Source organism: Demequina sp. (assembly GCF_016278765.1).
Classification (GTDB): domain Bacteria; phylum Actinomycetota; class Actinomycetes; order Actinomycetales; family Demequinaceae; genus Demequina.
On the sequence record NZ_JADQBE010000075.1, the window covers coordinates 1 to 21,355 of the forward strand.

The window sequence follows — 21,355 nt, forward strand, 5'->3', positions numbered from 1 at the left end:
CCGTGAGCAAGCGGACTTTTCAGCCGAACAACCGCAAGCGTGCCAAGACGCACGGGTTCCGCCTGCGCATGCGTACCCGTGCGGGACGTTCGATCTTGAGGGCCCGTCGTCGTAAGGGTCGCGACGCCCTGTCGGCGTAGTGCTATCAGCTAGCCACCGGATTCGGCGCGGCGAGGATTTCCGGCTCGTGATGCGCACCGGCGTCAAGGCTGGCACACGTACTGCGGTGGTTTACCTAGTGAGAACCGGTGATGCGCAGAGCATGACCGGTTTCGCTGTTTCTCGAGCGGTAGGAGGCGCTGTGGTCCGCAATCGGGTCACTCGCCGCTTTCGCGCCATCATGGCCGATGAGTTGAACCGACTTCCGCATGGTTCTCGGGTGGTATTGCGGGCCCTTCCCGCCTCGGCTTCCGCCAGTTTCGACGAGTTGAAGTCGGACGTGGTCGGCGGCTTGCGCCGCGCCGTCGCGAAGGCGGACGCATGAGTGCCGTGACGTTCGTTGTGCGCCTCCCCAGGCTTGCGCTCATGGGACTCATTCGCGTGTACCAGTTGACCATTTCTCCCCTGCTGGGGCCCACCTGCAAGTACTACCCGTCCTGCTCCCACTATGGCTTCGAGGCGGTCCATCGCCACGGTGCTGTGCGCGGTACGGTGCTCGCAGGGTGGCGGGTGCTTCGCTGCAACCCCTGGAGCAACGGGGGCGTGGACGAGGTACCAGGCGTCGGCGAGCCATTGTTCCGGCATCAGCACCAGACTTCATCAGTAGCGACGTAAGGATTGTTCTGTGAACTTTCTTGACACCATCCTCCAGCCCATCGAGTGGGTGGTGGCCAACATCATGGTGTTGGTCCACCAGGCACTTGAGTTCCTGGGGATGGACCCTGCCTCGGGCCTCACGTGGGCGTTGTCTATCGTGGGTCTCACCGCCGTGATTCGTATGGCACTGATCCCGGTGTTCGTCCGTCAGATCAAGGCCCAACGGTCGATGCAGGTGATCGCGCCGGACCTGCGCAAGATCCAGGACAAGTACAAGGGCAAGAAGGATCAGGCATCGCGGGAGGCGATGACCAAAGAGACGATGGCCCTGTACTCGGAGCACAAGACCAACCCCTTTGCTTCCTGCCTGCCACTCTTGCTGCAGATGCCGATCTTCTTCTCCCTGTTCCGAGTGCTCAACTATCGGCTCAAGGAAAACGGGGAGGCCATCGGGCTTCTGTCTGACAACCTCCGCCAGCAGGCGATGGACGCCACACTGTATGGCGCGAAGCTCTCGGACACGTTCCTGGGATCGAGCAACGCCGCGCCTCGTATCCTCGCGTCGGTTCTCATTGTGATGATGGTGGCGACCACGTTCTTCAGCCAGCGCCAACTCACGTTCAAGAACATGCCAGCGTCTGCTCTCGAGGGTCCGATGGCGCAGCAGCAGAAGATCCTGCTCTACGCCTTGCCCTTTATCTTCGTGATTTCGGGCCCCAACTTCCCGATCGGCGTGCTGATCTACTGGACCGTGTCCAACGCCTGGTCGATGGGTCAGCAGTTCTACGTGATTCGGCGCAACCCGACGCCCGGTTCCGAAGCCGAAAAGGCGTGGTTGGCGCGCCAGGCCGAGAAGGCAGCACGCAAGGGGCTCACGATCGACGGTCGCACGCTCGAAGAGGCGCGCATCGAAGAGGAGGCCGCCGAGGCCGCCGCTGCGGAAGAGCGCCGGAACCGACAGCGCCAGCAGCCCAAGCGCAACAAGCGCAAGAAGGGCCCGGCGAAGCCGGGCCAGCCGGGTGGTACGAACAAGCCAGGCGAAGGTAGCCCGGGCGAGTCCGCGCCAGGCATCGAATCCCACTAGTCGTTGGCCGCCGCACGGGTGGCCCCTTTCCCCTAGGACGGTTATGACCGACGAAACGCGCAAGTCCCTCGAGAGCGAGGGAGACATCGCCGCCGACTTCCTCGAGGAGTTGCTTGACATCCTCGATATGGACGGCGACATCGACATCTCCGTGGAGGCGGGGCGACCGAAGGTCGCCGTTGTCGCCGACGGCCCCAATCAGGACATGAAGCGACTGGTCGGACCCGACGGTGAAGTGTTAGAGGCGCTCCAGGACCTCGCGCGGTTGGCGGTGCAGTCGGAGACGGGAAACATCAGCCGTCTCATGCTGGACATAGCCGACTTCCGCGCGGGTCGCAAGGAGCAGCTTGCCGAGAAGGCGCGCGCGTCCATCGCGGAGGTGCGGGAGAAGGGCGTATCGGTGTCGATGGCGCCCATGAACGCCTTTGAACGTAAGGTGGTTCACGACGTCGTATTGGAAGCCGGGCTTGTCTCGGAGTCTGAGGGCGAGGACCCCCATCGCTACGTGGTAATCAAGCCAGCGGAGTAGTCGCTGCGCGATGTTTCACGTGAAACATCGGGACAGCCGTCGCGAACTCCCGCGAGGAGCGATGTAGTCGGCGAGAGCCGGTCTAGGGGCCGGCTCAGGGTTGGGCTCCCGTTCGCGTCCGTTCCCGCGTCACCGGACCGCGGCGGTAGCCTTCGTGCGAACAATGTTTCACGTGAAACACTCGGCGGGGATACCCACACCCACATGTTTCACGTGACACACCGGCACGACGAGACGCACCAGGCGGCCGCATCGGACGGGCACATCGGACGGGCACATCGGACGGGCGCATCGGACGGGCGTGCCACGGGGCCAGAGCAGCGTAAGGGAGGCTTGGACGCATGACGCCGCACACACCGAGCGTCCCCGCGGGGCAGCCCGAGGGCGCGCCTTCCGCAACGGGGCGAGGTGAGGGCCACACAGATTTTGAGTCACTCGGGAGTGGTGCGCTACGCGACTTCTTCGGTGAGCACTTCGACGCGGTCGCGGGCTTTGCGGAGTTACTGGCGGCCGAGGGTGAGACGCGCGGACTGATCGGCCCTCGCGAGCTGGAACGTCTATGGGAGCGCCATATTCTCAACTCGGCGGCGGTGGTGCCCTTTTTGGGCCAGGGGCGCATCGTCGACGTTGGGTCCGGGGCAGGCTTGCCGGGATTGGTGATCGCGGCCATGCTTCCGGCCCGGGAAGTGGTTCTGGTCGAGCCCATGGAGCGCCGCGTCGCATGGCTCGAGGAGGCGGCGTCGAAAGTGGGCCTGGCCAACGTGGTCGTGGTGAGGGGGCGAGCGGAGGAAGTGAGGGACAGGGTCACGGCGGATGTGCTGACCGCGCGAGCCGTCGCCTCGATCGACAAACTCGTGAAGTGGTGCCTGCCATTGCTTGGTCCCCGCGGGCACATGGCGCTCTTGAAAGGCCGTAGCGCGGCCGACGAAATCAACCGCGCCAAGTACGCCTTGCGCAAGTCGGGCCTTGTCGCGGAGATCGAGTCGGCGCCCACGTTGCCGGGCCTCGAACCCACCACAGTGGTGCGTTTGTGGCGCGATTCGCAAAATCGCTGAAAATTCTTTCCCCAGGTTATCCACAGCCCCTCGACCCCATAAATGATGCGCTGGGCGGGCGTTGTCCACAGGCTTGTGACGATCCCCAGGCCTCCCCAGGTCAAGTGTGCATAACTTGTGTTGGCGGCGTTTGCGGTGGTGGTGTTTCACGTGAAACATTGGCCCTTGCCGTTTCCCCATCCGAAGGAGCACCGCGTGACCGACCCCGTTGAGGAGCCGACGTCCCGGACGCCGACCCTCGGTCACGGCAGCCGCCTGCACGTGCCGGCATACACGCCGCTCTCAGAACAGGCTGCGACGGCGAAGGCCGCCGGGCCGGCGTCCACCGATTCCTTCAGCGGCATCGACGCGGACCATGACAGTCCACTCGCGGCGGAGTTGCTCGAGACCGAACGCCTGCGGCGCTCGCTCGAAGCAACGGAGTTTCCGCGCCCCGCCAGATCCCGCGTCATCGCGGTCTCCAACCAGAAGGGAGGGGTCGGCAAGACCACCACCTCGGTCAACGTCGCGGCGGCGCTTGCGAGCAAAGGCGCGAATGTCTTGGTGATCGACGCAGACCCTCAAGGCAACGCCTCTACCGCGTTGGGAGTGGACCACAGGGCCGGCACGCCCTCGATCTACGACGTGTTGTTGGACGACGCCTCGATCGCGTCGGTGGCCCAGCGGTGCCCGGACATGCCGACGCTCTGGTGCGTGCCGGCCACGATCGATCTGGCGGGCGCAGACATTGAACTCGTCTCCGCGGTGCGCCGCGAGTATCGGCTTCACGTCGCGGTGTCGGAGTTGCTCGCACGCGACGGCAAGCACCTCGACTACGTCATCATCGACTGCCCACCGTCTCTTGGCCTGCTCACACTGAACGCCATGGTGGTGGCCACCGAGGTCCTGATTCCGATCCAGTGCGAGTACTACGCCCTCGAGGGTCTGACGCAGTTGATCAAGACCATCGAGATGGTCAAGAAGCACCTCAACCCCGCGATTCACGTGTCCAGCATCGTCTTGACGATGTTCGATCAGCGCACCAACCTGGCTCGCGAGGTGGCCCAAGAGGTCCGCACCCACTTCCCAGACGAGACCTTCCCACAAACGATTCCCCGTTCGGTCCGGGTCTCCGAGGCGCCAAGCTTCGGCAAGACCGTGATCATGCATGACCCCCACTCCGCAGGTGCGGTGGCGTATCTTGCCGTCGCCAAGGAGTTGGCCGAGCGCGGCGCTGCCGCAGGAGGTACGCCGTGAGCAACCCCAAGCGAGGCCTGGGACGTGGGCTTGGAGCCCTCATCCCCACGGAGCCGGACACCAAGGACGACGCCGACACGCAGCGGCCAGGAACGCGTCCCCGAGACGTGTTCTTCTCTGATACGGCGGCCATCCCGCGCGTACCCGCGGAACGGGCGGACGCTGAAGTCGTGGAGGCGTTCGGGGACGCCCGGGACGACGGCCTTCGCCCCGTGCCAGGGGCACGGTTCGCGTACATCGACCCCACTCAGGTGGTGCCGAACCCGCGGCAGCCGCGCCAGGTGTTCGACACCGATGCCCTCGCCGAGTTGGTCGGCTCCATCAAGGAGGTCGGCGTCTTGCAGCCGATCGTGGTGCGACCCCGTCCCGACGGTGAGGGCTACGAGCTCATCATGGGCGAGCGCAGACTCCGCGCGACCCGCGAGGCGGGGTTGACCGAGATCCCGGCGATCGTCCGCAGCACCGACGACATGGACTTGCTGCGGGATGCGTTGGTGGAGAACCTGCACCGCGCCCAACTCAATCCGTTGGAGGAGGCGGCCGCGTATCAGCAACTGCTCGACGACTTTGGCATCACTCACGAGCAGCTCGCCGAACGCATCAGCCGTTCGCGCCCTCAGATCACCAACACACTCCGTTTGCTCAAGTTGCCCCCTGCGGTGCAAAAGAGGGTGGCCGCCGGAGTGTTGAGCGCGGGCCACGCCCGCGCGCTGCTCACACTGGACTCCGCCCAGGCGATGGAACAGTTGGCGACCAAGATCGTGTCCGAGGGCATGTCGGTGCGCGCCACGGAGGAGGCCGTCACGCTGGGGGTGAAGGTCGTCAAGCCCAGGCAGGGTTCCGTGCGCCCAGGCGGGCGCACAGCGGCCCTGGACGATCTATCCGCTCGGCTGGGGGATCACCTCGACACCCGCGTCAAGGTTCAGTTAGGCAGTACCAAGGGCAAGATCACGGTGGAGTTCGCCACGGTCGAGGACCTCAACCGCATTGCGAGGATCATCAACCCCAAGGAGGAGGGCTTCGGCAGTTAGCCTGGGCAGTCGAAGGGGGCCTGCGAGGCTAGCGTCGGAAGGCCCCTTCGACGATCTGCGCATACAACTCGCCGAGTTCATGCCCAGAGGCCTCGACGGCCTGCGGGAACAGCGAGGTCTCCGTCATTCCGGGCGCGATGTTGATGTCGATCACCTGGGCAACGCCAGCCGCATCGACGATCATGTCTATCCGCGACAGGTCCCGCAATTCCATGGTCCGGTGCACCGCCAGGGCGGCCGCCTCAACGGCGGCCGCCTGCGCCGCGTCAAGCCGCGCGGGAGCAAAGTACTCGACACGCCCGGGGTTGTAGCGGGCGTCGTAGTCGTAGGGGCCGTCGCACACGATCTCGACGCCGGGGAGGACCGACGCGTCCTGACCGTGGCCAATGACGGAGACCGCCACCTCGGTACCCGGGATGGCTTGCTCGATCATGGCCATGTCCCCATAAGCGAAGCAGTGGACCATCGCTTGCGAGAGCGCCTCCTTGTCGGTGACCAGGGACACTCCCAGGGCGGACCCGCCGCGTGCTGGCTTCACCACGAGCGGCAGGGTGAACTTGGACAGGATCGCCGCCAGCACGTTCTCCGCGCCGACCTCACGGAACAGCGACTGCGGGAGTGTCACGTATTCGGGGGTGGAGACTCCGGCTCGCGCGAACACGGCCTTGGCCACCGGCTTGACCCAGGCCACGCGTGCCTCCCGGGAGCCGGTGCCGACGAAGGGTGCGTCGGCCAACTCGAGTAGAGCCTGCAGGGAGCCGTCCTCGCCCGACGCCCCGTGAAGCAAAGGCCATACCACGGTGTCGTCAAGAGATCGCAAATTCGGGAGCAAGGTGGTGTCGACGTCGTGCACGGTGGCCTTGTAGCCGCGCTCCTCGAGTGCCTCCCAGACCCGACGCCCCGATCGAATCGACACGTCGCGCTCATGCGACAGTCCGCCGGCAAGAATCATGACCTTCATGTCGTAGCCCTCCAAGTCGCTGTCACATACACAGGCATCGTCGCGTCGCCTACGCCACGTCGGGCGACGGGAACTCCACGGTGGACGACGCCCCGGTCGCACCGCTGCCGAAAATCTTGATGGTCTCTATCTCCGCGTCGATCACGCCGGCAAGGCGGCGCACGCCCTCCTTGATGCGTTCGGGCGTGGGATAGCAGTAGGAGAGCCGCAGGTGGCTGGCGCCCGTGCCGTCGTAGTAGAAGGCCGTGCCGGGAACGTACGCCACTCGAGCGGTCACGGCGCGGGGGAGCATCGACTTGGAGTCGAGGCCGTCGGGAAGCGTCACCCACACGTAGAAGCCGCCGTCGGGCACGTTCCACGAGGCCTCGGGCATGAACTCCTCGAGCGCCGAGATCATGGCGTCGCGCCGCTCGCGGTACTGCTCGCGGAACTTCTTGATCTGACCTTTCCAATCGTGATGGCTCAGGTAGCTCGAGATCGCCATCTGTGAGGCGTTGGACGGACACAGGATGGCCGCCTCGGACGCGAGCACCAGTTTCTCGCGCACAGCGTGAGGGGCAACAGCCCAGCCGACGCGGAACCCGGGAGCGAAAGTCTTGGAGAATGACCCCAGGTAAATGACTCCTTCTTCGTCCATGGAGCGCAGGGCGGGCAAGGGTTCGGCGTCGAAGCCCAGCAGGCCGTACGGATTGTCTTCCAGCACCAGCACACCGAAGCGTTGGCAAATCTCGAGGACGCGCGGGCGACGCTCCAGGGACAGCGTGACTCCTCCGGGGTTGTGAAAGTTCGGCACGGTGTACAGGAACTTCACGCGACGACCCTCGGCGGCCAAGGCGGTGAGCGCGGTCTCGAGCGCCTCAGGCACCAGGCCGCGCTCGTCCATCGGGACATGCACCACCTCGGCCTCGTGGGCCCGGAACACGCCCAGGGCGCCCACATACGACGGCGCCTCCGCGACGATGACGTCGCCCGGGTCGATGAAGATCTTGGTGACCAGGTCAAGGGCCTGCTGCGAGCCCGTGGTCACCACCACGTCGTCCGGGTGCGCGTGAATGCCCTCGAGCGCCATCACCTCGGTGATGTGTTCGCGCAACGGCTCGTACCCCTGGCCGGAACCGTACTGCAGCGCCACCTCGCCCTGCTCGGCCACGAGGCGACGCATCATCTCGCCGATATCCTCCAGGGGCAATCCGCCGATGAAGGGCATGCCCCCGGCAAGCGACACCACCTCGGGTCGCGAGGCGACGGCAAAGAGCGCGCGAATCTCGGACGAGCGCATGTTGTGCGCCCGGGACGCGTACGACCCCAACCAAGGGTCGAGCCTGGTGCCGCCGGTGTCCGAGTGATTCATGGACGCCAGTCTCCCATGACAGCGCCGGTGCTCGTGAAGGTCCCCTAGGCGGAGGCGGTTCCCCCATCAACGATCTCGTCGAACTGAGCCTGAAGCGCCGCCTTGGGGCGAGCGCCCACCAGGGTCTTCACCACTTCGCCGTTCTTGAAGAAGTGCATCGTCGGGATCGACGTGATTCCGTAGGCCATCGCGATGTCCGGGGCGGCCTCGGTGTCAACTTTGACGATCTTGAGCTTGCCGACATACTCACCCGACAGCTCTTCGAGAATGGGCGCCACGGCGCGGCAGGGGCCACACCACTCCGCCCAGAAGTCCACCACCACCGGCATGGGAGACTCCAACACTTCGGTCTTGAACGTGTCTTCCGTGGCGTTGACGATGATGCTCATCGCGCGCCTCCTTCCACCAAGGCGGCCTGATCCAGGCCGTGTTCCGAATCCTCGAGATCTTCGAGCCAGCGCTGTGCGTCGAGGGCGGCCGCACAGCCGGTGCCTGCGGCGGTGATCGCCTGGCGGTAGCGGCTGTCCACGAGGTCTCCCGCGGCGAACACGCCTGCGACGTTCGTGTACGTCGTGCCGCCGTCGACCTTGACGTACCCAGCATCGTCCAGGGCGACGGCGCCCTTCACCAGCTCCGAACGAGGGTCGTGCCCAATCGCGACGAAGAGCCCGGTAGCCGGGATGGTGCGCACTTCGCCTGTGACCGTGTCGGTGATGTGAACGCCGGAGAGTTTGGCTTCGCCCTCGAGTCCGGTCACCGCCGAGTTCCACACGAACTCGATCTTGGGGTCAGCCTTGGCGCGGTCGGCCATCACCTTCGACGCGCGCAACTCGTCGCGTCGGTGAACCACGGTCACCTTGTTGGCAAAGCGGGTGAGGAACGTGGCCTCCTCCATGGCGGAGTCGCCACCACCCACGACCACCACGTCTTGACCGCGGAAGAAGAAGCCGTCGCACGTGGCGCACCAGCTGACGCCGTGACCCGACAGCCGCTTCTCATCGTCAATGCCGATCTCGCGGTACGCAGAGCCCATCGACAAGATGACGGTGCGGGCTTCGAAGACCTTGCCCATGCCGGTGGTGATGCGCTTGACGGGACCCTCGAGCTCGAGCTGGGTGGCGTCGTCGAACAACACCTCGGCCCCGAACTTCTCGGCCTGGCCCTGAAGCGTCTGCATCAGTTCGGGTCCTTGGATCCCCTCGACGAAGCCGGGAAAGTTCTCCACCTCGGTGGTATTCATCAGCGCGCCGCCAGCCGTGATGGAGCCAGCGATCACGAGCGGGTTCAGTCCCGCCCGCGCCGCGTAGATGGCGGCGGTGTAGCCGGACGGGCCGGAGCCCACGATAACGACGTTGCGAATATCAGTCACGAGTCAAACCTCTGTTTCAGATGGTGATAGCCCAACACGATTGTAGGCCCCTCGTATTCCACTCGCCGCCCGACGCGTCGGCAGGTCATCCCTCGGAGGTAGAAGGTGGAGTCCGACCCACGGTGTATTCGGGGTACGTCTGCGAGGGATTGTTGTTGTCGCCGGGTGGCGTGTCAATCGGTCGAGTCAGCATCGCCGCGCTGACCACGGCAACCACGAACACCGTCACGATGAGCACGGACACCAGTAATGGTGTCACGTTGAACGGCGCCACGGTCTGTGCGCGCCGATGCGCGGCCGCGGCGAGATCGGCCAGCGGAGCCGACTTGGGGAAGCGCCGGTGAAGTCGCTCAAGGAGCGCCTCAGCCACGGAGGGCACCGATTCGACATTTTGGGCCGCCACGATGTCACGGAACTCGTCGATGTCGTCCACTGCCCCGCCAAACCGGGTGTGAAGCCGGGCGGACGATGGGTCGGTCGGCTCTTCGACGGCGACATCTTCGACGGCGACATCCTGCACAGCAGTGCCGTCGATCGAAACGTCCGCGCCATGATCGTCGGCGCCATGATCGTCGGCGACCGTCACGGGCGACGGCGGCCACCACAGCGTCGTCGCCTCGGCTACAAGCGCCCGCAAGGCGGCGGTGTCGCCCGTGCCCAGGGCGGCGGTGACGTGGGCGAGGGTGAGGGGACCGGAGCCGCGCAGCAGCGCTTCGCACAAGCCGCGAGCGGGCCCGGTCAGGTCCCGGGGAAGATCGTGTGCGGTGACGCCGTCCGGATCCATGGCCGTGACCGCTGTGACAAAGATACGGGCGAGCGCGATGGCGTCGCCGCGCTCGGTGCGCCCGCGAATGAGGCGTGCCTGGCTGGCGAGCTCGCCCTCCACTCCGAGTCCGGACAGCATGACGCGACCCTGCGGCGAGACCGTGAGGCAGCGGGGCCGGACGATCCCGTGGTGGGTGCCCGAAACGAGGGGTGCGTCGAGTATCGCGGACGCCTCGCCCACGAGTGCCGCCGCGGTGCCGGGCAGGAAGACGACGCGGCCAAGGAGTTCGTCGAGGCGGACGCCCACGGGACGCTCACTGACCACGTAGGTGACGCGTTCGCCGTCCCGTCGTTCCGACCCGACCGCGACGATGCGGGCGAGGCGTCGGTCCCGCAGCACCTGGGCGCGGTGCGCGGCACGCACCACGGACGAGGGCGCCAATGACGAGATGATGTCGACCGAGACGGCCTGATCGAGGCGGGTGTCCTGCGCTACGAAGCGGGTCGCACCGGGGATGTCGTACTCCTCGGTAGTCACCAGCCGAAAACGGCGCCCGATCACGTCCCCGCCCTGCACCATCACCCCACGTTTGTTGAATCCGGCCACTATCGTACGCGGCGCACGCGGCGCGTGACCGCTCGCACCACAGCGTTCGCCTCTTCAACGCGCAGGACCCGCGCAGTGATGCCGTAGACCAAGATCATGGCGCCGGAGACACCCACCGTGAGCAGGCCGCTGACCGCCACGGCGCGAGCCCCCTCCTGTGCCCACGTGTGTGGGGCGATGGCCATCAAGACCACGCCCACCACGGTCGCGGCGCCGGCGGCGAGCAGTGCCTTCGCGTGTGTCACGAGGATGCGCCGCCCATCGACGCCGCCGAGCCGCCGCCGCAGTCCCCACAATCGCAGCACCGCCGCGACGGTGTTGGTGGCGGCCAGGCCAAGGGCGATGCCACGCACCCACCATTGCGGGTCCGCGAGGGCCTGAACCCCGTAGGCCACGGCCAGCCACGCGAGCGCCATCGGCAGGTGAATGAGGAACACGGTGCGACCGTCTTCGAGCGCGAAGTACGCCTGCTTGATCATCACGGAAGCGCCCAGCGGGACGAGCCCGATGCACATGAAGCGCAACACCCATGCGACGGCGTCCACCGATTCGCCCGACACCGTGGGCGCCAGCACCCGCACCAAGTGGGGCGCGGTGACCGCCATTGCGACGGACGCGATGATCGTGAACACACCCACCATGCGCACACCCTCACTCATCACGCCGCGGAGTCGCGCCACATCGCCCAGACCGGCGTGCCGGGACATCTGCGTAAACAGCACCGTCATGAGGGATATCGACACGAGCGAGTGGGGGACCAGGAAGATGCCCAGCGCATAGTCGTATGCCGCGACGCCGGCGACCGCAGGGTCCGTCGGGGCAGCCGCCTGCGCGGCCGTGGCGATGCGCGTGATGAGGGCGACGGCCACCTGTTCGACCAGCACCGCACCCAGCGCCCAGCTGGCGACCTTGGCGGCGGTGCTGAGCTCGCCCTTGGGTCCGCGCCAGGTCCAACGCCAGCGATAGCCGCCTCGGATCATCGGCGGGATGAGCACGAGCGCCTGTACCGCGATGCCGAGCGTGGCGACGGCCGCGACCAGCAGGATCTTGCCCGTGGTCCACTGGTCGACGATCGCCCCGACGGAGGCATTCTCGTCCAGCGCATAGGGACCGAAGATCACGACGAACGCGGCCAGCCCGGCGATCGCGACGAGGTTGTTGGCCACCGGCGCCCACATGAACGGCCCGAACTGTTCGCGCGCGTTGAGGACCTGCCCAAAGAGCGTGTACAGCCCGTAGAACAGCAACTGCGGAATGCACCACAACGCGAAGGCGGTGGCAAGCGCCGTCTGTTCGGAACTCCACCCGTCCGAGTAGACCCGCACCCACAGACCCGCCGTGGCGGTCAGGAGCACCGTCACCGCCAGGATCCCCACGCCTCCCAAGGTCAGGATGCGGTGCACGGTACGCGTGCGATGTGCCTGGAAGGCCCTCACAATCTGCGGTACCAGGGCCGAGTTGAGCACGCCGGCGGCGAGCACCGCGAACATCACGTTCGGAAGCTTGTTCGCCACCGCGTAGGCGTCGGCCGCGACCGAGCCCGTGATGCCAACCGCCGCCGCCAAAAGCATGTTTCGCACCATGCCCAAGACCCGCGACACGAGCGTGCCGGACGCCATCACCATGGCGTGGCGTCCCACCCGCCCGGACGATGCGCGCGCCGGCCCGCCAGGGACGGAAGGGTCCACGGGCGGGGTAACGTCGCCGGCGTCGGAGGTCATGCCTGACATTGTCCCCGGTCGATCACGCATCGGCGTCTGACGCGCCCGCCACGTCGGCGGAGTCGGTCGGGCGCACGCGGGTGTCCTTGCGTCCACGGCGCGCGGTGCGCACGATGCCCGCGATGAGCAGCACCACCAGACCGGCGGTGAAGACCCCGGTGGCGGCGTTGCCCCATTGCGCACGCACCTTGACGCGTAGCGTCTGCGCCACGGCCACCGTCTGGCCCTCCTTGTTGCGCAGTGCCACCGTCACGTCGACGTCGCCGTTGGAGACCGCTGAGACCGGTATCAGCACGGTCGTTTCCGAGCCCGCCGCGATCGTTGCGGTGGGCTGAGCCTTGGTGACCAGCACCGGCGAGCGGGACATCATTGCAACGCGCACCGTCACCGGCACATCGAGGTCGTTGCGCACCGTCACGGGCACGTCGCCCGACGACGACACCAAGTTGAGGGTGTTGCCCGACGTCACCGCGACCGTGTTGATCACCGCGTTGGCCCGGTCGGCGGCGTCCGCAAACTCCACAGCCCTGCGTTCCGGATCAGCACGGTCAGCCAGTGACATCGCGTCAAAGACCGCGCGCCGAGCATCGGCCACCATGGCGGACGGAGAGTCGGCGGCGGTCGCCATCACATTCAGGCGGTCCAGGGCAGAGATGGCCCCGACGGCCTGATTCGATCCCGCATCGGCGGCGCTAGGCGTGGTGTCAGGCAGGTCGAGCGAGGGTCGGTTGGGGGCCGACAGGGCGACGGTGAGGGGCCTTGCCGTGACGAAGGGTGCGTTGAGCAGCATCTCGACCGCACGTGACTGCTGGGTGCCGTCCACGACCCAGCCGTCTCCAGGGGCGACCACCACGGAACCGTCACCACTACCCGCCTTCAACGCGGCCACCGCCAGGACCCGAGCTGTCGTCGCGGGTTGCGCGGGAGGCTGGGACGCGAGGGTCGCGGACAGGTCGGGGTCGGGCAAGATGATGGGCGCAAGCTTCAGTTCATCGACGGCCACCGCTGTGACGACGGACGATGCAGAACCGGCTTCGCCCGACCAACGCGGATCGGCGAGCACCGCTACGGCGCCAGCGTTCGTGGCCAAGGCCGCCGTGGCGTCGTCCGCGGATGCTGCGACGGCCAGCCACGCGAGCGTGGAGTGGCGGCGAGACTCCGCGAGAGCGGCGTCGAGGAGGGCCGGGGCCTCCGCGTGGGCGACGCTCGTGATGTCGAGATTCCCGGCGGGCAGGATGTATGCCTCACGGCGATCGAGTGACAACCGCTGGCCAATGGTCAGCGCGGAGGGGTCGACGAGCAGCGCCACCCGCTCATCGCCGGCGGCCTCCAGCAGTGATGCGACGCGCTCGTTGGGCCCCGAGATCGAGGCCACCACGGTCACGTCGAGAGGGGGCACCAGTGTCGGCTGCCACGTGAGCGGGGACGCCGCGGACCACACCATGTCCTGCCCGACCATGACCGAGACGGTCACGCCGTACACGCCCCAGGCATCGGCCGGGAGCCCGAGCGATCCCGGTGCCGCCGAGAGCGCCACGGTGGTGCTGGTGCCCACCTTGAGCGTCCCTGGGGCAGGAGCGGTGGCGCCCGACGATGCCGTGACCGGCGACGCCGCGACGGCGTGGCTCACGGTCGACGCGGGCTCCTTCACGAATGACTCGATGGCTTCCGCAGACTCCAAGGGAGCGTCGGTCACGCTCAGCGACGCCGACACGTCGGCGAGGTCCGTCAACGGTGCGCCGACCGTCACGAGCACGCTCATGCGGGTCTCGGGGCCGGCGGACGCGGGGAACTCTCCGGCGACCGACGCGTCGATCGCGACATCGCGTTGCTCGGCGGATGGAAGTTCGCGCTCGGCTGGCGCCGATGCGTAGGCAGCGCCTGGGCCCGCGGTTCCGCAGACGATGGCCGCCACGGCCACCGCAGCCCATCGAGACCAAGGGGTAGCCACTGCGATCACCCCCGCGCGGTCAGCAACTCGGCGGCGGTCTGCGCCATCTTGCGCTCGTTGGGGTAGGCAAGCTTGGCGCGCAACTCCTCGATCGGCACCCAGGCAGCGACCTCGGCCTCCTGATCGGGGTCGTTTTCCGTGGTGATGGTGCCGCTAATCGCCTCAAGCAGGAAGTGGTAGACCTTCTTGTGGACGCGGCGGTCGTCGCCCGTAAACCAATAGTCGATGATGCCGAGGGGTTGCACCACTTCCGCGGAGATCCCGGTCTCTTCCGCCACCTCGCGGACGGCCGCCTCCCCGGGCGTTTCCGTGCCTTCAAGGTGCCCTTTGGGCAGGCACCACTCGAGGCGCCCGGCTCGATTGCGGCGCCCAATGCACGCGACGTAGGCGAGCCCGTCTTCGATCTTGACCGTGACGCCTCCGGCCGACACCTCGCGCGACACGGGCAATTGGACTGCCATGCGCTGTGCCCTTCGGCGACGAATTGTTGCGCCCGCCGGGGCCCGCGGCATGCGGCTGGGTTGGGGAATCGGCGAGTCCGGCATGGCCCAACTCTAACCGGGGGCGGGGCCCACGACCGGCAGCGCCCTCTGCGCATGGGGGCTTGCGCGCCGAGCCTCTGGCGGCTGTCCGGCCCGCCACGACATGGTCCCGGCGCGGCTCTGGGATGCTGGTACCCATGACCATCCAGGCTGCGCCCGCTGTGCCATCCCGTGACGTGCTCAGGGCGCGAGCGAGCGCCTTGGGCGCCGCGGTGCCAATGGAGATTGCCGACCTGGCGGCGCTGTTCGACGCGGCCGGTCACGAGTTCGCGCTCGTGGGGGGACCCGTTCGGGACGCATTCCTGGGTCGATCAAGCGCCGACTTCGACTTCGCGACGTCCGCACGGCCCGACGAGACGGAGCGGCTCCTCAAGCAGTGGACCCGCGCAACGTGGGACATGGGGCGCGACTTTGGCACTATCGGCGGGCGCCGGGGCGACCTCGTGGTCGAAATCACGACGTTCCGCGCGGACGAGTACGACGGCGCCACCCGCAAGCCTGTGGTCGCCTTCGGAGACTCCCTCGAGGGTGACCTTGCGCGGCGCGACTTCACCGTCAACTCGATGGCCGTGCGGTTGCCCGGGGGTGAGTTCGTGGATCCCTTTGGCGGGCTCGACGACCTGGCTGGAGGCCTGCTGCGCACGCCCGTCGGGCCCGCCCTGTCCTTTGGGGACGACCCCTTGCGCATGATGCGGGCGGCGCGCTTCGCCTCGCAGTTGGGTTTCGAGATCGAGCCCGCCACCTTCGCGGCCATGCATGCGATGGCGGACCGCATCGACATCGTCTCGGCGGAGAGGGTGCGCGACGAGCTGACCAAGCTGCTGATGGGCGCACGGGTGCGCGAGGGCCTGACCGCACTCGTGGATTCGGGGCTGGCCGGCCACGTGCTGCCGGAGTTGCCCGCGCTCCAACTCGAGGTGGACGAGCATCACCACCACAAGGACGTCTACCACCACACCCTCACGGTGGTGGATCAGGCAATTGCCCTCGAGACGGGTCCCGAGGGCGCCGTCCCGGGCCCCGACCTGGTGTTGCGATTGGCGGCCCTGTTGCACGACATCGGCAAGCCAGCCACCCGTCGGTTGGAACCCGGTGGCGCGGTGTCGTTCCACCACCACGAACTGGTGGGCGCCAAAATGTCGGGCAAGCGGCTGAAGGCGCTCCGGTTCGACAAGGACACCATCAAGGCGGTGTCGCGCCTGGTGGAGTTGCACCTGCGCTTCCACGGGTATGGCGACGCGCGCTGGTCCGACTCGGCGGTGCGACGCTACGTGACGGACGCCGGCGAGCAGTTGGAGCGCCTGCATCGGCTGACGCGGGCTGACGTGACCACGCGCAACCGGCGCAAGGCCGAGCGGCTCGCGTTCGCCTACGACGACCTCGAGAATCGCATCACGGAGCTACGCGCCAAGGAGGAGATCGACTCCATCCGTCCCGACCTGGACGGCACCCAGATCATGGCCGAGTTGGGAATCGCCCCCGGGCGCGACGTGGGCCTTGCCTATAAGCACCTGCTGGACTTGCGCATGGAACATGGGCCGCTCGGGGGCGAGCGCGCGCGAGCCGAGCTCCACGCATGGTGGGAGTCGCGAGGCTAGCGCCCCCTCCCTTCCCGTGCGGGGCACTCACGCATCCTCAAGCTTCGGATTCCTCTCCAGCGGGGCACTCACGCGCCCGCTTGCGCACCCTCAAGGTTATCCACAGCCCCGCGCGAGCGCCCAGCGGCGACCTCGTCGGCTCCGGTAAACCGGGCGCATGTCTATGAGAGAGCTTCGGGAGCGTCTACTCCCGCACGCCCGGCCGTTCTCGTATGCGCAACTGTGCGCAGTCGCGAGCCGCCACGGCATCGACCAGGCGATCCGACGCGGCGAGATCGTGCGCGTTCTTCCAGGTTTCTATGCCTCGTCGGTTCACGCCGATTCGTGGGCAGTGCGGGCTCGAGCCGCGATCGACTGGGCCGGACCCCGTGCGCTGCTGGCGGGAGCATCGGCGTTGTTTGCCTGGGAGGTCACCGACGCGGCGCCCGCGCGCGTGCACCTTGTGCTACCGCATGGCGCGCATCGGCGACCGCCGCGGTGGTTGCAGGTCAACACGGTCACCTACCCCCTGCCGTTCGCGTGGTGGCACGGCGACGTCCCTGTGGTGCTACCCGAATTCGCCGTGGCACAGGCGTATGGCAGGGCCAGAACGGATGAGCGTGCCGAGATCGTGTACCAGGCATTTCGCGCCCGAGCGGTGTCCGCGGAGTCAATGGGGCGCGCGCTGGAGACCATGCCGCGTGTGCGGGCCCGGGCAAGCCTGGTGGCGCGTGTGGAGTACGCCGCCGAAGGCGTGGAGAGCTTTCTCGAGGAACGAGGCCTTCGGCAGGTCTTCACCGGGCAATCGTTCCAGCAACTCCTCCGACAGCATCGGGTGGTCGCTGGCGGGAAGCGCTTTCGAGTAGACCTCTATGACCCCGAAACCTCGACCGCCTTTGAGCTTGACGGCGCGGCGTCGCACGGAACGCTCGAGCGGAGGCAAAGTGACGTCGCACGCGATGCACTCTTGGCCGGGGTGGGAATCCTGACGGTCCGATTCACGTATCGAGACGTGCGTGACCGACCTCGGTGGTGTCGGGACGTGGCGCTGCGCATCATGGCTCAGCGCGGTGGCGCGTCGGTGGAGCGCTGGCAAGAGAGTGCGTGAGTGCCCCGCACGGCGCTGGCCGACGGCGCTGGCCTAGGCGGCGGGCAGGTCGGGGAAGGCCGCGGCGGTGGGTGCGTTGCGGATGAGTCCCCCTGACACCGCCAGTCCCTTGGCGAGCGCGTCATCAGCTGACGACGCCGCGACCCAGCCCTTGCTGGCGATCGCGAGCGCGTGGGGCAACGTCGCGTTGGTGAGCGCGATCGTGGACGTGTTGCCGACGGCGCCGGGCATGTTGGCCACGCAATAGAACACGGAACCCTCGACGGTGTATGTCGGCTCGGCGTGCGTCGTCGGATGCGAGTCCTCGAAGCAGCCGCCTTGGTCGATCGCGATGTCCACCAACACGGAGCCGGGCTTCATGCGCGACACCAGTGCGCGCGACACCAGCCGCGGGGCGCGGGCCCCCGGAACCAGCACGGCGCCGATGACGAGGTCGGCCTCGAGCACCGTGCGCTCGATCTCGAAGGGGTTGGAGGCCACGGTCTTCACCCGGCCGTGGAACACGTCGTCCACGTGCCGCAGACGTGGGACCGACAGATCGAGCACCGTCACGTCCGCGCCCATGCCGGCGGCCTGGCCCAGCGCGCCCCAGCCGGAAACCCCCGCGCCCAACACGGCGACCTTCGCGGGTCGCACCCCCGGCACGCCCGAGGCGAGGACGCCGCGCCCGCCTTGACTCGACATCAGGTGGTACGAACCCACGAGCGTGGCCATCCGCCCGGCGACCTCCGACATCGGAGCGAGCAGCGGCAGGGAGCCGTCGGCGAGCTGCACCGTCTCGTAGGCGATCGCGGTGGTGCCGGACTCGACGAGCGCGCGGGTGAGGGGCTCGTTGGCGGCCAGGTGAAGGTAGGTGAACAGGGTGAGGTCGCGGCGCAGGTAGCCGTACTCGGACGCGATCGGCTCCTTGACCTTCAGGACCAGCTGCGCACCCCAGGCGTCGTCCACGGTGCCGATGCTCGCGCCGGCGTCCGCGTACTCCTCGTCCGTGAAGGAACTTCCAAGCCCGGCGCCCGCCTGCACCAGCACGTCGTGCCCGGAGGCGACCAGGGCGTGCACGCCGCCGGGGGTCGCGGCCACGCGGGTCTCGTTGTTCTTGATCTCGGCGGGGATTCCGATCCGCATGGTGCTCTCCTCGATGATTGCGGGCGCTAGGGGTCGCGGTCCCACACCTCAAGTGTCGAAGATTCTGCGCCGATTGCAACCGGGTACGCATATCCTTTGCAGATACGTGAGGAATGGAGAAGAAAACCATGACTTCTGCACTCTCGGGACCCCTTCCGCCGACGAATCTTCGGCTGGACGCGCTCGACGAGCGCATCCTCTGGGAGCTCACCAAGGACGCGCGGCTGTCCAACGCCGCCCTCGCGGAGCGGCTGCACGTGTCCGCCTCGACGACGCACGCTCGCGTGCGGGCGCTGCGCGACGCCGGAATCATCACGTCCGCTCACATCGTGGTGGATTACGAGGCGCTCGGCTTGACGGTGCAGGGGCTCGTGGCGGTGCGGCTGCGCGCGCAAGCCCGCCCCCAGGTCAAGACGTACGCCCGCGAGGTGATCCAGTTGCCGAACGTGCTGTCGGTCTACTTTGTGGGCGGCTCGGTGGACTTTCTGATCCACGTGGCGTGCACCTCGACCACGCAGCTGCGCGACTTTGTGGCCAGTCACTTGAGCATGGACCCTGTGGTCGCGTCGACCGAGACGCAGATCGTGTTCGATCACCTCATTGGCGCCCAGCACAAGCAAGGGGCCGACGGGTTGGCCGCCATGCGCAGGGCCCTCGCCTAGGGCGCAGTGGGCGGCGGGGCGTCGGCGCCGATGCGCGGTCCGCGCGGCGCCCGCGAGTACGCGAAGGCGAACGCGACGTAGGCCACCACCAAGGACGCCATCACCGCGTGGGAGTAGCCGCTTGCGGGCAACACCAAGGCGCCGATGACGGCGGACGTGATGAAGGCGGTGTTGTATGCGACGTCGTACAGGGCAAACGCGCGGCCCCGGAAGGCATCGTCCGTGTCGCGTTGAACGATGGTGTCGACGGCGATCTTGCCGCCCTGTACGGAGAAGCTGACGATGACGGCGGCGCCCAGGAGCGCCCATGACGCGGAGCTCACGGCGAGCAGCGCCTGACCCACGGCCCCCAGCAGCAGGCACGCGACGATCCAGTCGTGACGCGCCACGCGGTGGGAGAAGGCCGGCGTGATCACGGCCGCCAGGCCGAAGCCGACGGCGGCGAAGCCGACCACGATCGCGAACTGTCCGATGGCGTCCTCGGGATGTGACGTGTCCCCCAGCACGTGGCGGGAGATGAGAATCGACGCCACGAACATCAGTCCATACAGGAGTCGAGCGGCCGCCATGACGCCGAGCGCGTGGAACGGTGTGGCCCGCTCGCGCAGGTGCCGGTAGCCGTCGCGCAGCTCGATCAAGATGTGCGCGGCCTCCTTGACCACCCGGTCCGCCTCCAGGAGCCGGACGGGTCCGAGCGAGCGCTTTGACAGCGAGGTGGCGGCCCACGACGACAGCCCGAACGCCACCCCGGCCGCGCCCAGGGCGAGCAACGCCTTGTGGTCGTCGGAGACCCCCGGCACCACAAACGCGACGACGCCGCCGATCGTTCCCCCCAGCGCCGCGGCGATGGTTCCCAGCGTCGGCATGATGGCGTTCGCGGCGAGCAGGTCCTCACGGTCGACCACCTGCGGGATGCCTGCGGACAGGGCGGCGAGCAAGAAGCGATTGACGGACAGGCTCGCCAGCGCGAGGACGTACAGGGACAGCCGCGGCGCGTCCACCACGACCGCTCCCACCAGCATCCCGACCATCGCGAGCCGCACCATGTTGCCTGCGAGCACGATGCGTTGCCGATGCCAGCGGTCGATGAACGGCCCGACGAACGGCCCGATCAGCGTGAACGGAGCGAACAGCACGGCAAAGCCGATGGCGATATCGGTGGGGGTGGTGGCGTTCTGCGGGGAGAAGAAGAAGGCGGTGGCGATGCCGAACTGGAAGGCCCCGTCGCCGGCCTGGGAGATCACGCGCACCCAGGTGAGGCGGCGGAAGCCCTGGGATGTCCACAGGTGTGCCAAGTCGGACGAGTACGACATGGCACCAGGCTAGGGCGTCGCCTCGGTGGCGCCAGCCAGGCAGCGGACCGAGTCCTCCACGGACGCGGAATCGGCGCTAGCGTGGTGCCTGGAGAGGAAGGTGGGTTCGATGTCCTTCGGTCAGGCGATCAAGTCGGTGTTGTCCCAGTACGCGACGTTCACGGGCCGCGCGCGGCGGGCGGAGTACTGGTGGTTCTACCTCTTCTTCACTCTCGTGTCCCTTCCCTTTCAGATCTTCTTCTTCGCCATGTACCTGGCCGCCTTCGCTCCCGCGTTCGAAGGCCTCGATGCCGACGGGCAGTACTCGGAGGTTGCCTTCGACGACATCAACTGGGGGCTGTTCGCGGTGGGATTCGTCCCGATGATCATCGTCACCCTCGCGTTCCTGGTGCCGTCGCTCGCCGTCCTGGTGCGACGCCTGCACGACACTGGCCGTTCCGGGTGGTGGTGGCTCATCAGTTTCGTGCCCTTCGGCAGCATCGCGATCCTCGTGTTTACCGTGCTTGACGGGCAGCCGCACGACAACGAGTACGGACCAGACCCCAAGGCGGGCGAGCGCCGCTCCGGCTCGGGCTATGGCGGGCCCCTGCAGTACGCGCAACCCGCTCCACC

22 protein-coding genes are annotated in these 21,355 nt (G+C 67.4%); 12 read left to right on the plus strand and 10 right to left on the minus strand.

Features of this window, described 5'->3' with window-relative positions; all coding sequences use genetic code 11:
- Positions 1–2: 2 nt before the first annotated feature.
- The 8 genes from rpmH (at position 3) to QZZ29_RS11160 (ending at position 5,691) form a co-directional block, all read left to right on the plus strand.
- Positions 3–140, plus strand: a complete 138-nt coding sequence (gene rpmH, locus QZZ29_RS11125) for a 50S ribosomal protein L34 (RefSeq protein ID WP_291383331.1) — start codon at positions 3–5, stop codon at positions 138–140.
- Positions 140–484 (plus strand): ribonuclease P protein component, encoded by a 345-nt coding sequence (gene rnpA, locus QZZ29_RS11130; protein ID WP_291383297.1) that lies wholly within the window; start codon positions 140–142, stop codon positions 482–484. Before rpmH ends, rnpA begins: the two co-directional genes overlap by 1 nt.
- Positions 481–774 (plus strand): membrane protein insertion efficiency factor YidD, encoded by a 294-nt coding sequence (yidD, locus tag QZZ29_RS11135; protein WP_291383299.1) that lies wholly within the window; start codon positions 481–483, stop codon positions 772–774. Before rnpA ends, yidD begins: the two co-directional genes overlap by 4 nt.
- Before the next feature lie 10 nt (positions 775–784).
- Positions 785–1,840 carry a membrane protein insertase YidC gene (gene yidC / locus QZZ29_RS11140; RefSeq protein ID WP_291383301.1) on the plus strand — a complete coding sequence of 352 codons (1,056 nt, stop codon included), beginning with the start codon at positions 785–787 and terminating at the stop codon, positions 1,838–1,840.
- A 43-nt stretch (positions 1,841–1,883) separates the two neighbouring features.
- The gene (locus tag QZZ29_RS11145; RefSeq protein WP_291383303.1) at positions 1,884–2,369 is read left to right on the plus strand and encodes a R3H domain-containing nucleic acid-binding protein; all 486 of its coding nucleotides are present in this window, start codon (positions 1,884–1,886) and stop codon (positions 2,367–2,369) included.
- A 341-nt stretch (positions 2,370–2,710) separates the two neighbouring features.
- The gene (gene rsmG, locus QZZ29_RS11150; protein ID WP_291383305.1) at positions 2,711–3,424 is read left to right on the plus strand and encodes a 16S rRNA (guanine(527)-N(7))-methyltransferase RsmG; all 714 of its coding nucleotides are present in this window, start codon (positions 2,711–2,713) and stop codon (positions 3,422–3,424) included.
- Between the two features lie 195 nt (positions 3,425–3,619).
- Positions 3,620–4,660, plus strand: a complete 1,041-nt coding sequence (locus QZZ29_RS11155) for an AAA family ATPase (protein ID WP_291383307.1) — start codon at positions 3,620–3,622, stop codon at positions 4,658–4,660.
- Positions 4,657–5,691, plus strand: coding sequence for a ParB/RepB/Spo0J family partition protein (locus QZZ29_RS11160; protein WP_291383308.1), 1,035 nt, complete (start codon positions 4,657–4,659; stop codon positions 5,689–5,691). The genes QZZ29_RS11155 and QZZ29_RS11160 overlap by 4 nt, the downstream gene beginning before the upstream one ends.
- Positions 5,692–5,719: 28 nt before the next feature.
- Here QZZ29_RS11160 and QZZ29_RS11165 read toward each other — a convergent pair whose 3' ends face one another.
- From QZZ29_RS11165 to QZZ29_RS11200, 8 genes are all read right to left on the minus strand, one after another.
- The gene (locus QZZ29_RS11165; protein WP_291383310.1) at positions 5,720–6,652 is read right to left on the minus strand and encodes a D-alanine--D-alanine ligase; all 933 of its coding nucleotides are present in this window, start codon (positions 6,650–6,652) and stop codon (positions 5,720–5,722) included.
- 49 nt (positions 6,653–6,701) lie between these two features.
- Positions 6,702–8,003, minus strand: a complete 1,302-nt coding sequence (locus QZZ29_RS11170; protein WP_291383311.1) for a PLP-dependent aminotransferase family protein — start codon at positions 8,001–8,003, stop codon at positions 6,702–6,704.
- A gap of 44 nt (positions 8,004–8,047) precedes the next feature.
- On the minus strand, positions 8,048–8,392 hold the full coding sequence (gene trxA / locus QZZ29_RS11175; protein ID WP_291383313.1) for a thioredoxin: 345 nt from the start codon (positions 8,390–8,392) through the stop codon (positions 8,048–8,050).
- Positions 8,389–9,372: a thioredoxin-disulfide reductase gene (trxB, locus tag QZZ29_RS11180; protein WP_291383314.1), complete on the minus strand. Its 984-nt coding sequence runs from the start codon at positions 9,370–9,372 to the stop codon at positions 8,389–8,391. Before trxB ends, trxA begins: the two co-directional genes overlap by 4 nt.
- 85 nt (positions 9,373–9,457) lie before the next feature.
- Positions 9,458–10,699, minus strand: coding sequence for a hypothetical protein (locus tag QZZ29_RS11185; RefSeq protein WP_291383315.1), 1,242 nt, complete (start codon positions 10,697–10,699; stop codon positions 9,458–9,460).
- 44 nt (positions 10,700–10,743) lie between these two features.
- Entirely contained in the window at positions 10,744–12,465 is a 1,722-nt protein-coding gene (murJ, locus tag QZZ29_RS11190; protein ID WP_291383316.1) for a murein biosynthesis integral membrane protein MurJ, read from the minus strand.
- Between the two features lie 22 nt (positions 12,466–12,487).
- Positions 12,488–14,416 carry a DUF6049 family protein gene (locus QZZ29_RS11195; protein ID WP_291383317.1) on the minus strand — a complete coding sequence of 643 codons (1,929 nt, stop codon included), beginning with the start codon at positions 14,414–14,416 and terminating at the stop codon, positions 12,488–12,490.
- Between the two features lie 5 nt (positions 14,417–14,421).
- Positions 14,422–14,877: an NUDIX hydrolase gene (locus tag QZZ29_RS11200; RefSeq protein ID WP_291383319.1), complete on the minus strand. Its 456-nt coding sequence runs from the start codon at positions 14,875–14,877 to the stop codon at positions 14,422–14,424.
- A 299-nt stretch (positions 14,878–15,176) separates the two neighbouring features.
- On the opposite strand from QZZ29_RS11200, the gene QZZ29_RS11205 reads away from it, so the two are divergent.
- Together QZZ29_RS11205 and QZZ29_RS11210 are read left to right on the plus strand one after the other, a co-directional pair.
- Complete coding sequence (locus QZZ29_RS11205; RefSeq protein WP_291383333.1) at positions 15,177–16,556, plus strand: CCA tRNA nucleotidyltransferase; 1,380 nt, start codon at positions 15,177–15,179, stop codon at positions 16,554–16,556.
- Positions 16,557–16,713: 157 nt separating this feature from the next.
- A complete protein-coding gene (locus QZZ29_RS11210; RefSeq protein WP_291383321.1) occupies positions 16,714–17,643 on the plus strand; it encodes a hypothetical protein in 930 nt (309 codons plus the stop codon).
- A 33-nt stretch (positions 17,644–17,676) separates the two neighbouring features.
- Here the strand turns inward: QZZ29_RS11210 and ald are convergent, their stop codons facing one another.
- On the minus strand, positions 17,677–18,768 hold the full coding sequence (ald, locus tag QZZ29_RS11215) for an alanine dehydrogenase (RefSeq protein ID WP_291383323.1): 1,092 nt from the start codon (positions 18,766–18,768) through the stop codon (positions 17,677–17,679).
- Positions 18,769–18,896: 128 nt separating this feature from the next.
- Here ald and QZZ29_RS11220 point away from each other — a divergent pair, with 128 nt between their 5' ends.
- The gene (locus tag QZZ29_RS11220) at positions 18,897–19,430 is read left to right on the plus strand and encodes an Lrp/AsnC family transcriptional regulator (RefSeq protein ID WP_291383325.1); all 534 of its coding nucleotides are present in this window, start codon (positions 18,897–18,899) and stop codon (positions 19,428–19,430) included.
- Here the strand turns inward: QZZ29_RS11220 and QZZ29_RS11225 are convergent.
- Positions 19,427–20,743, minus strand: a complete 1,317-nt coding sequence (locus QZZ29_RS11225) for an MFS transporter (RefSeq protein WP_291383327.1) — start codon at positions 20,741–20,743, stop codon at positions 19,427–19,429. The genes QZZ29_RS11220 and QZZ29_RS11225 overlap by 4 nt on opposite strands.
- Before the next feature lie 109 nt (positions 20,744–20,852).
- Between QZZ29_RS11225 and QZZ29_RS11230 the strand changes: the two genes are divergently transcribed.
- On the plus strand, positions 20,853–21,355 hold a 503-nt coding region (locus QZZ29_RS11230), incomplete at its 3' end, for a DUF805 domain-containing protein (protein WP_291383329.1).

Bases quoted from the DNA above. Each gene is read 5' to 3' on its own strand.
- yidD (WP_291383299.1), top strand. From the start codon at position 481: ATGAGTGCCGTGACGTTCGTTGTGCGCCTCCCCAGGCTTGCGCTCATG.
- QZZ29_RS11145 (WP_291383303.1), top strand. From the start codon at position 1,884: ATGACCGACGAAACGCGCAAGTCCCTCGAGAGCGAGGGAGACATCGCC.
- QZZ29_RS11165 (WP_291383310.1), bottom strand. From the start codon at position 6,652: ATGAAGGTCATGATTCTTGCCGGCGGACTGTCGCATGAGCGCGACGTG.
- QZZ29_RS11210 (WP_291383321.1), top strand. From the start codon at position 16,714: ATGTCTATGAGAGAGCTTCGGGAGCGTCTACTCCCGCACGCCCGGCCG.
- QZZ29_RS11170 (WP_291383311.1), bottom strand. From the start codon at position 8,003: ATGAATCACTCGGACACCGGCGGCACCAGGCTCGACCCTTGGTTGGGG.
- QZZ29_RS11220 (WP_291383325.1), top strand. From the start codon at position 18,897: ATGACTTCTGCACTCTCGGGACCCCTTCCGCCGACGAATCTTCGGCTG.
- ald (WP_291383323.1), bottom strand. From the start codon at position 18,768: ATGCGGATCGGAATCCCCGCCGAGATCAAGAACAACGAGACCCGCGTG.
- rsmG (WP_291383305.1), top strand. From the start codon at position 2,711: ATGACGCCGCACACACCGAGCGTCCCCGCGGGGCAGCCCGAGGGCGCG.
- trxA (WP_291383313.1), bottom strand. From the start codon at position 8,392: ATGAGCATCATCGTCAACGCCACGGAAGACACGTTCAAGACCGAAGTG.
- QZZ29_RS11225 (WP_291383327.1), bottom strand. From the start codon at position 20,743: ATGTCGTACTCGTCCGACTTGGCACACCTGTGGACATCCCAGGGCTTC.
- QZZ29_RS11205 (WP_291383333.1), top strand. From the start codon at position 15,177: ATGGAGATTGCCGACCTGGCGGCGCTGTTCGACGCGGCCGGTCACGAG.
- QZZ29_RS11200 (WP_291383319.1), bottom strand. From the start codon at position 14,877: ATGGCAGTCCAATTGCCCGTGTCGCGCGAGGTGTCGGCCGGAGGCGTC.
- murJ (WP_291383316.1), bottom strand. From the start codon at position 12,465: ATGACCTCCGACGCCGGCGACGTTACCCCGCCCGTGGACCCTTCCGTC.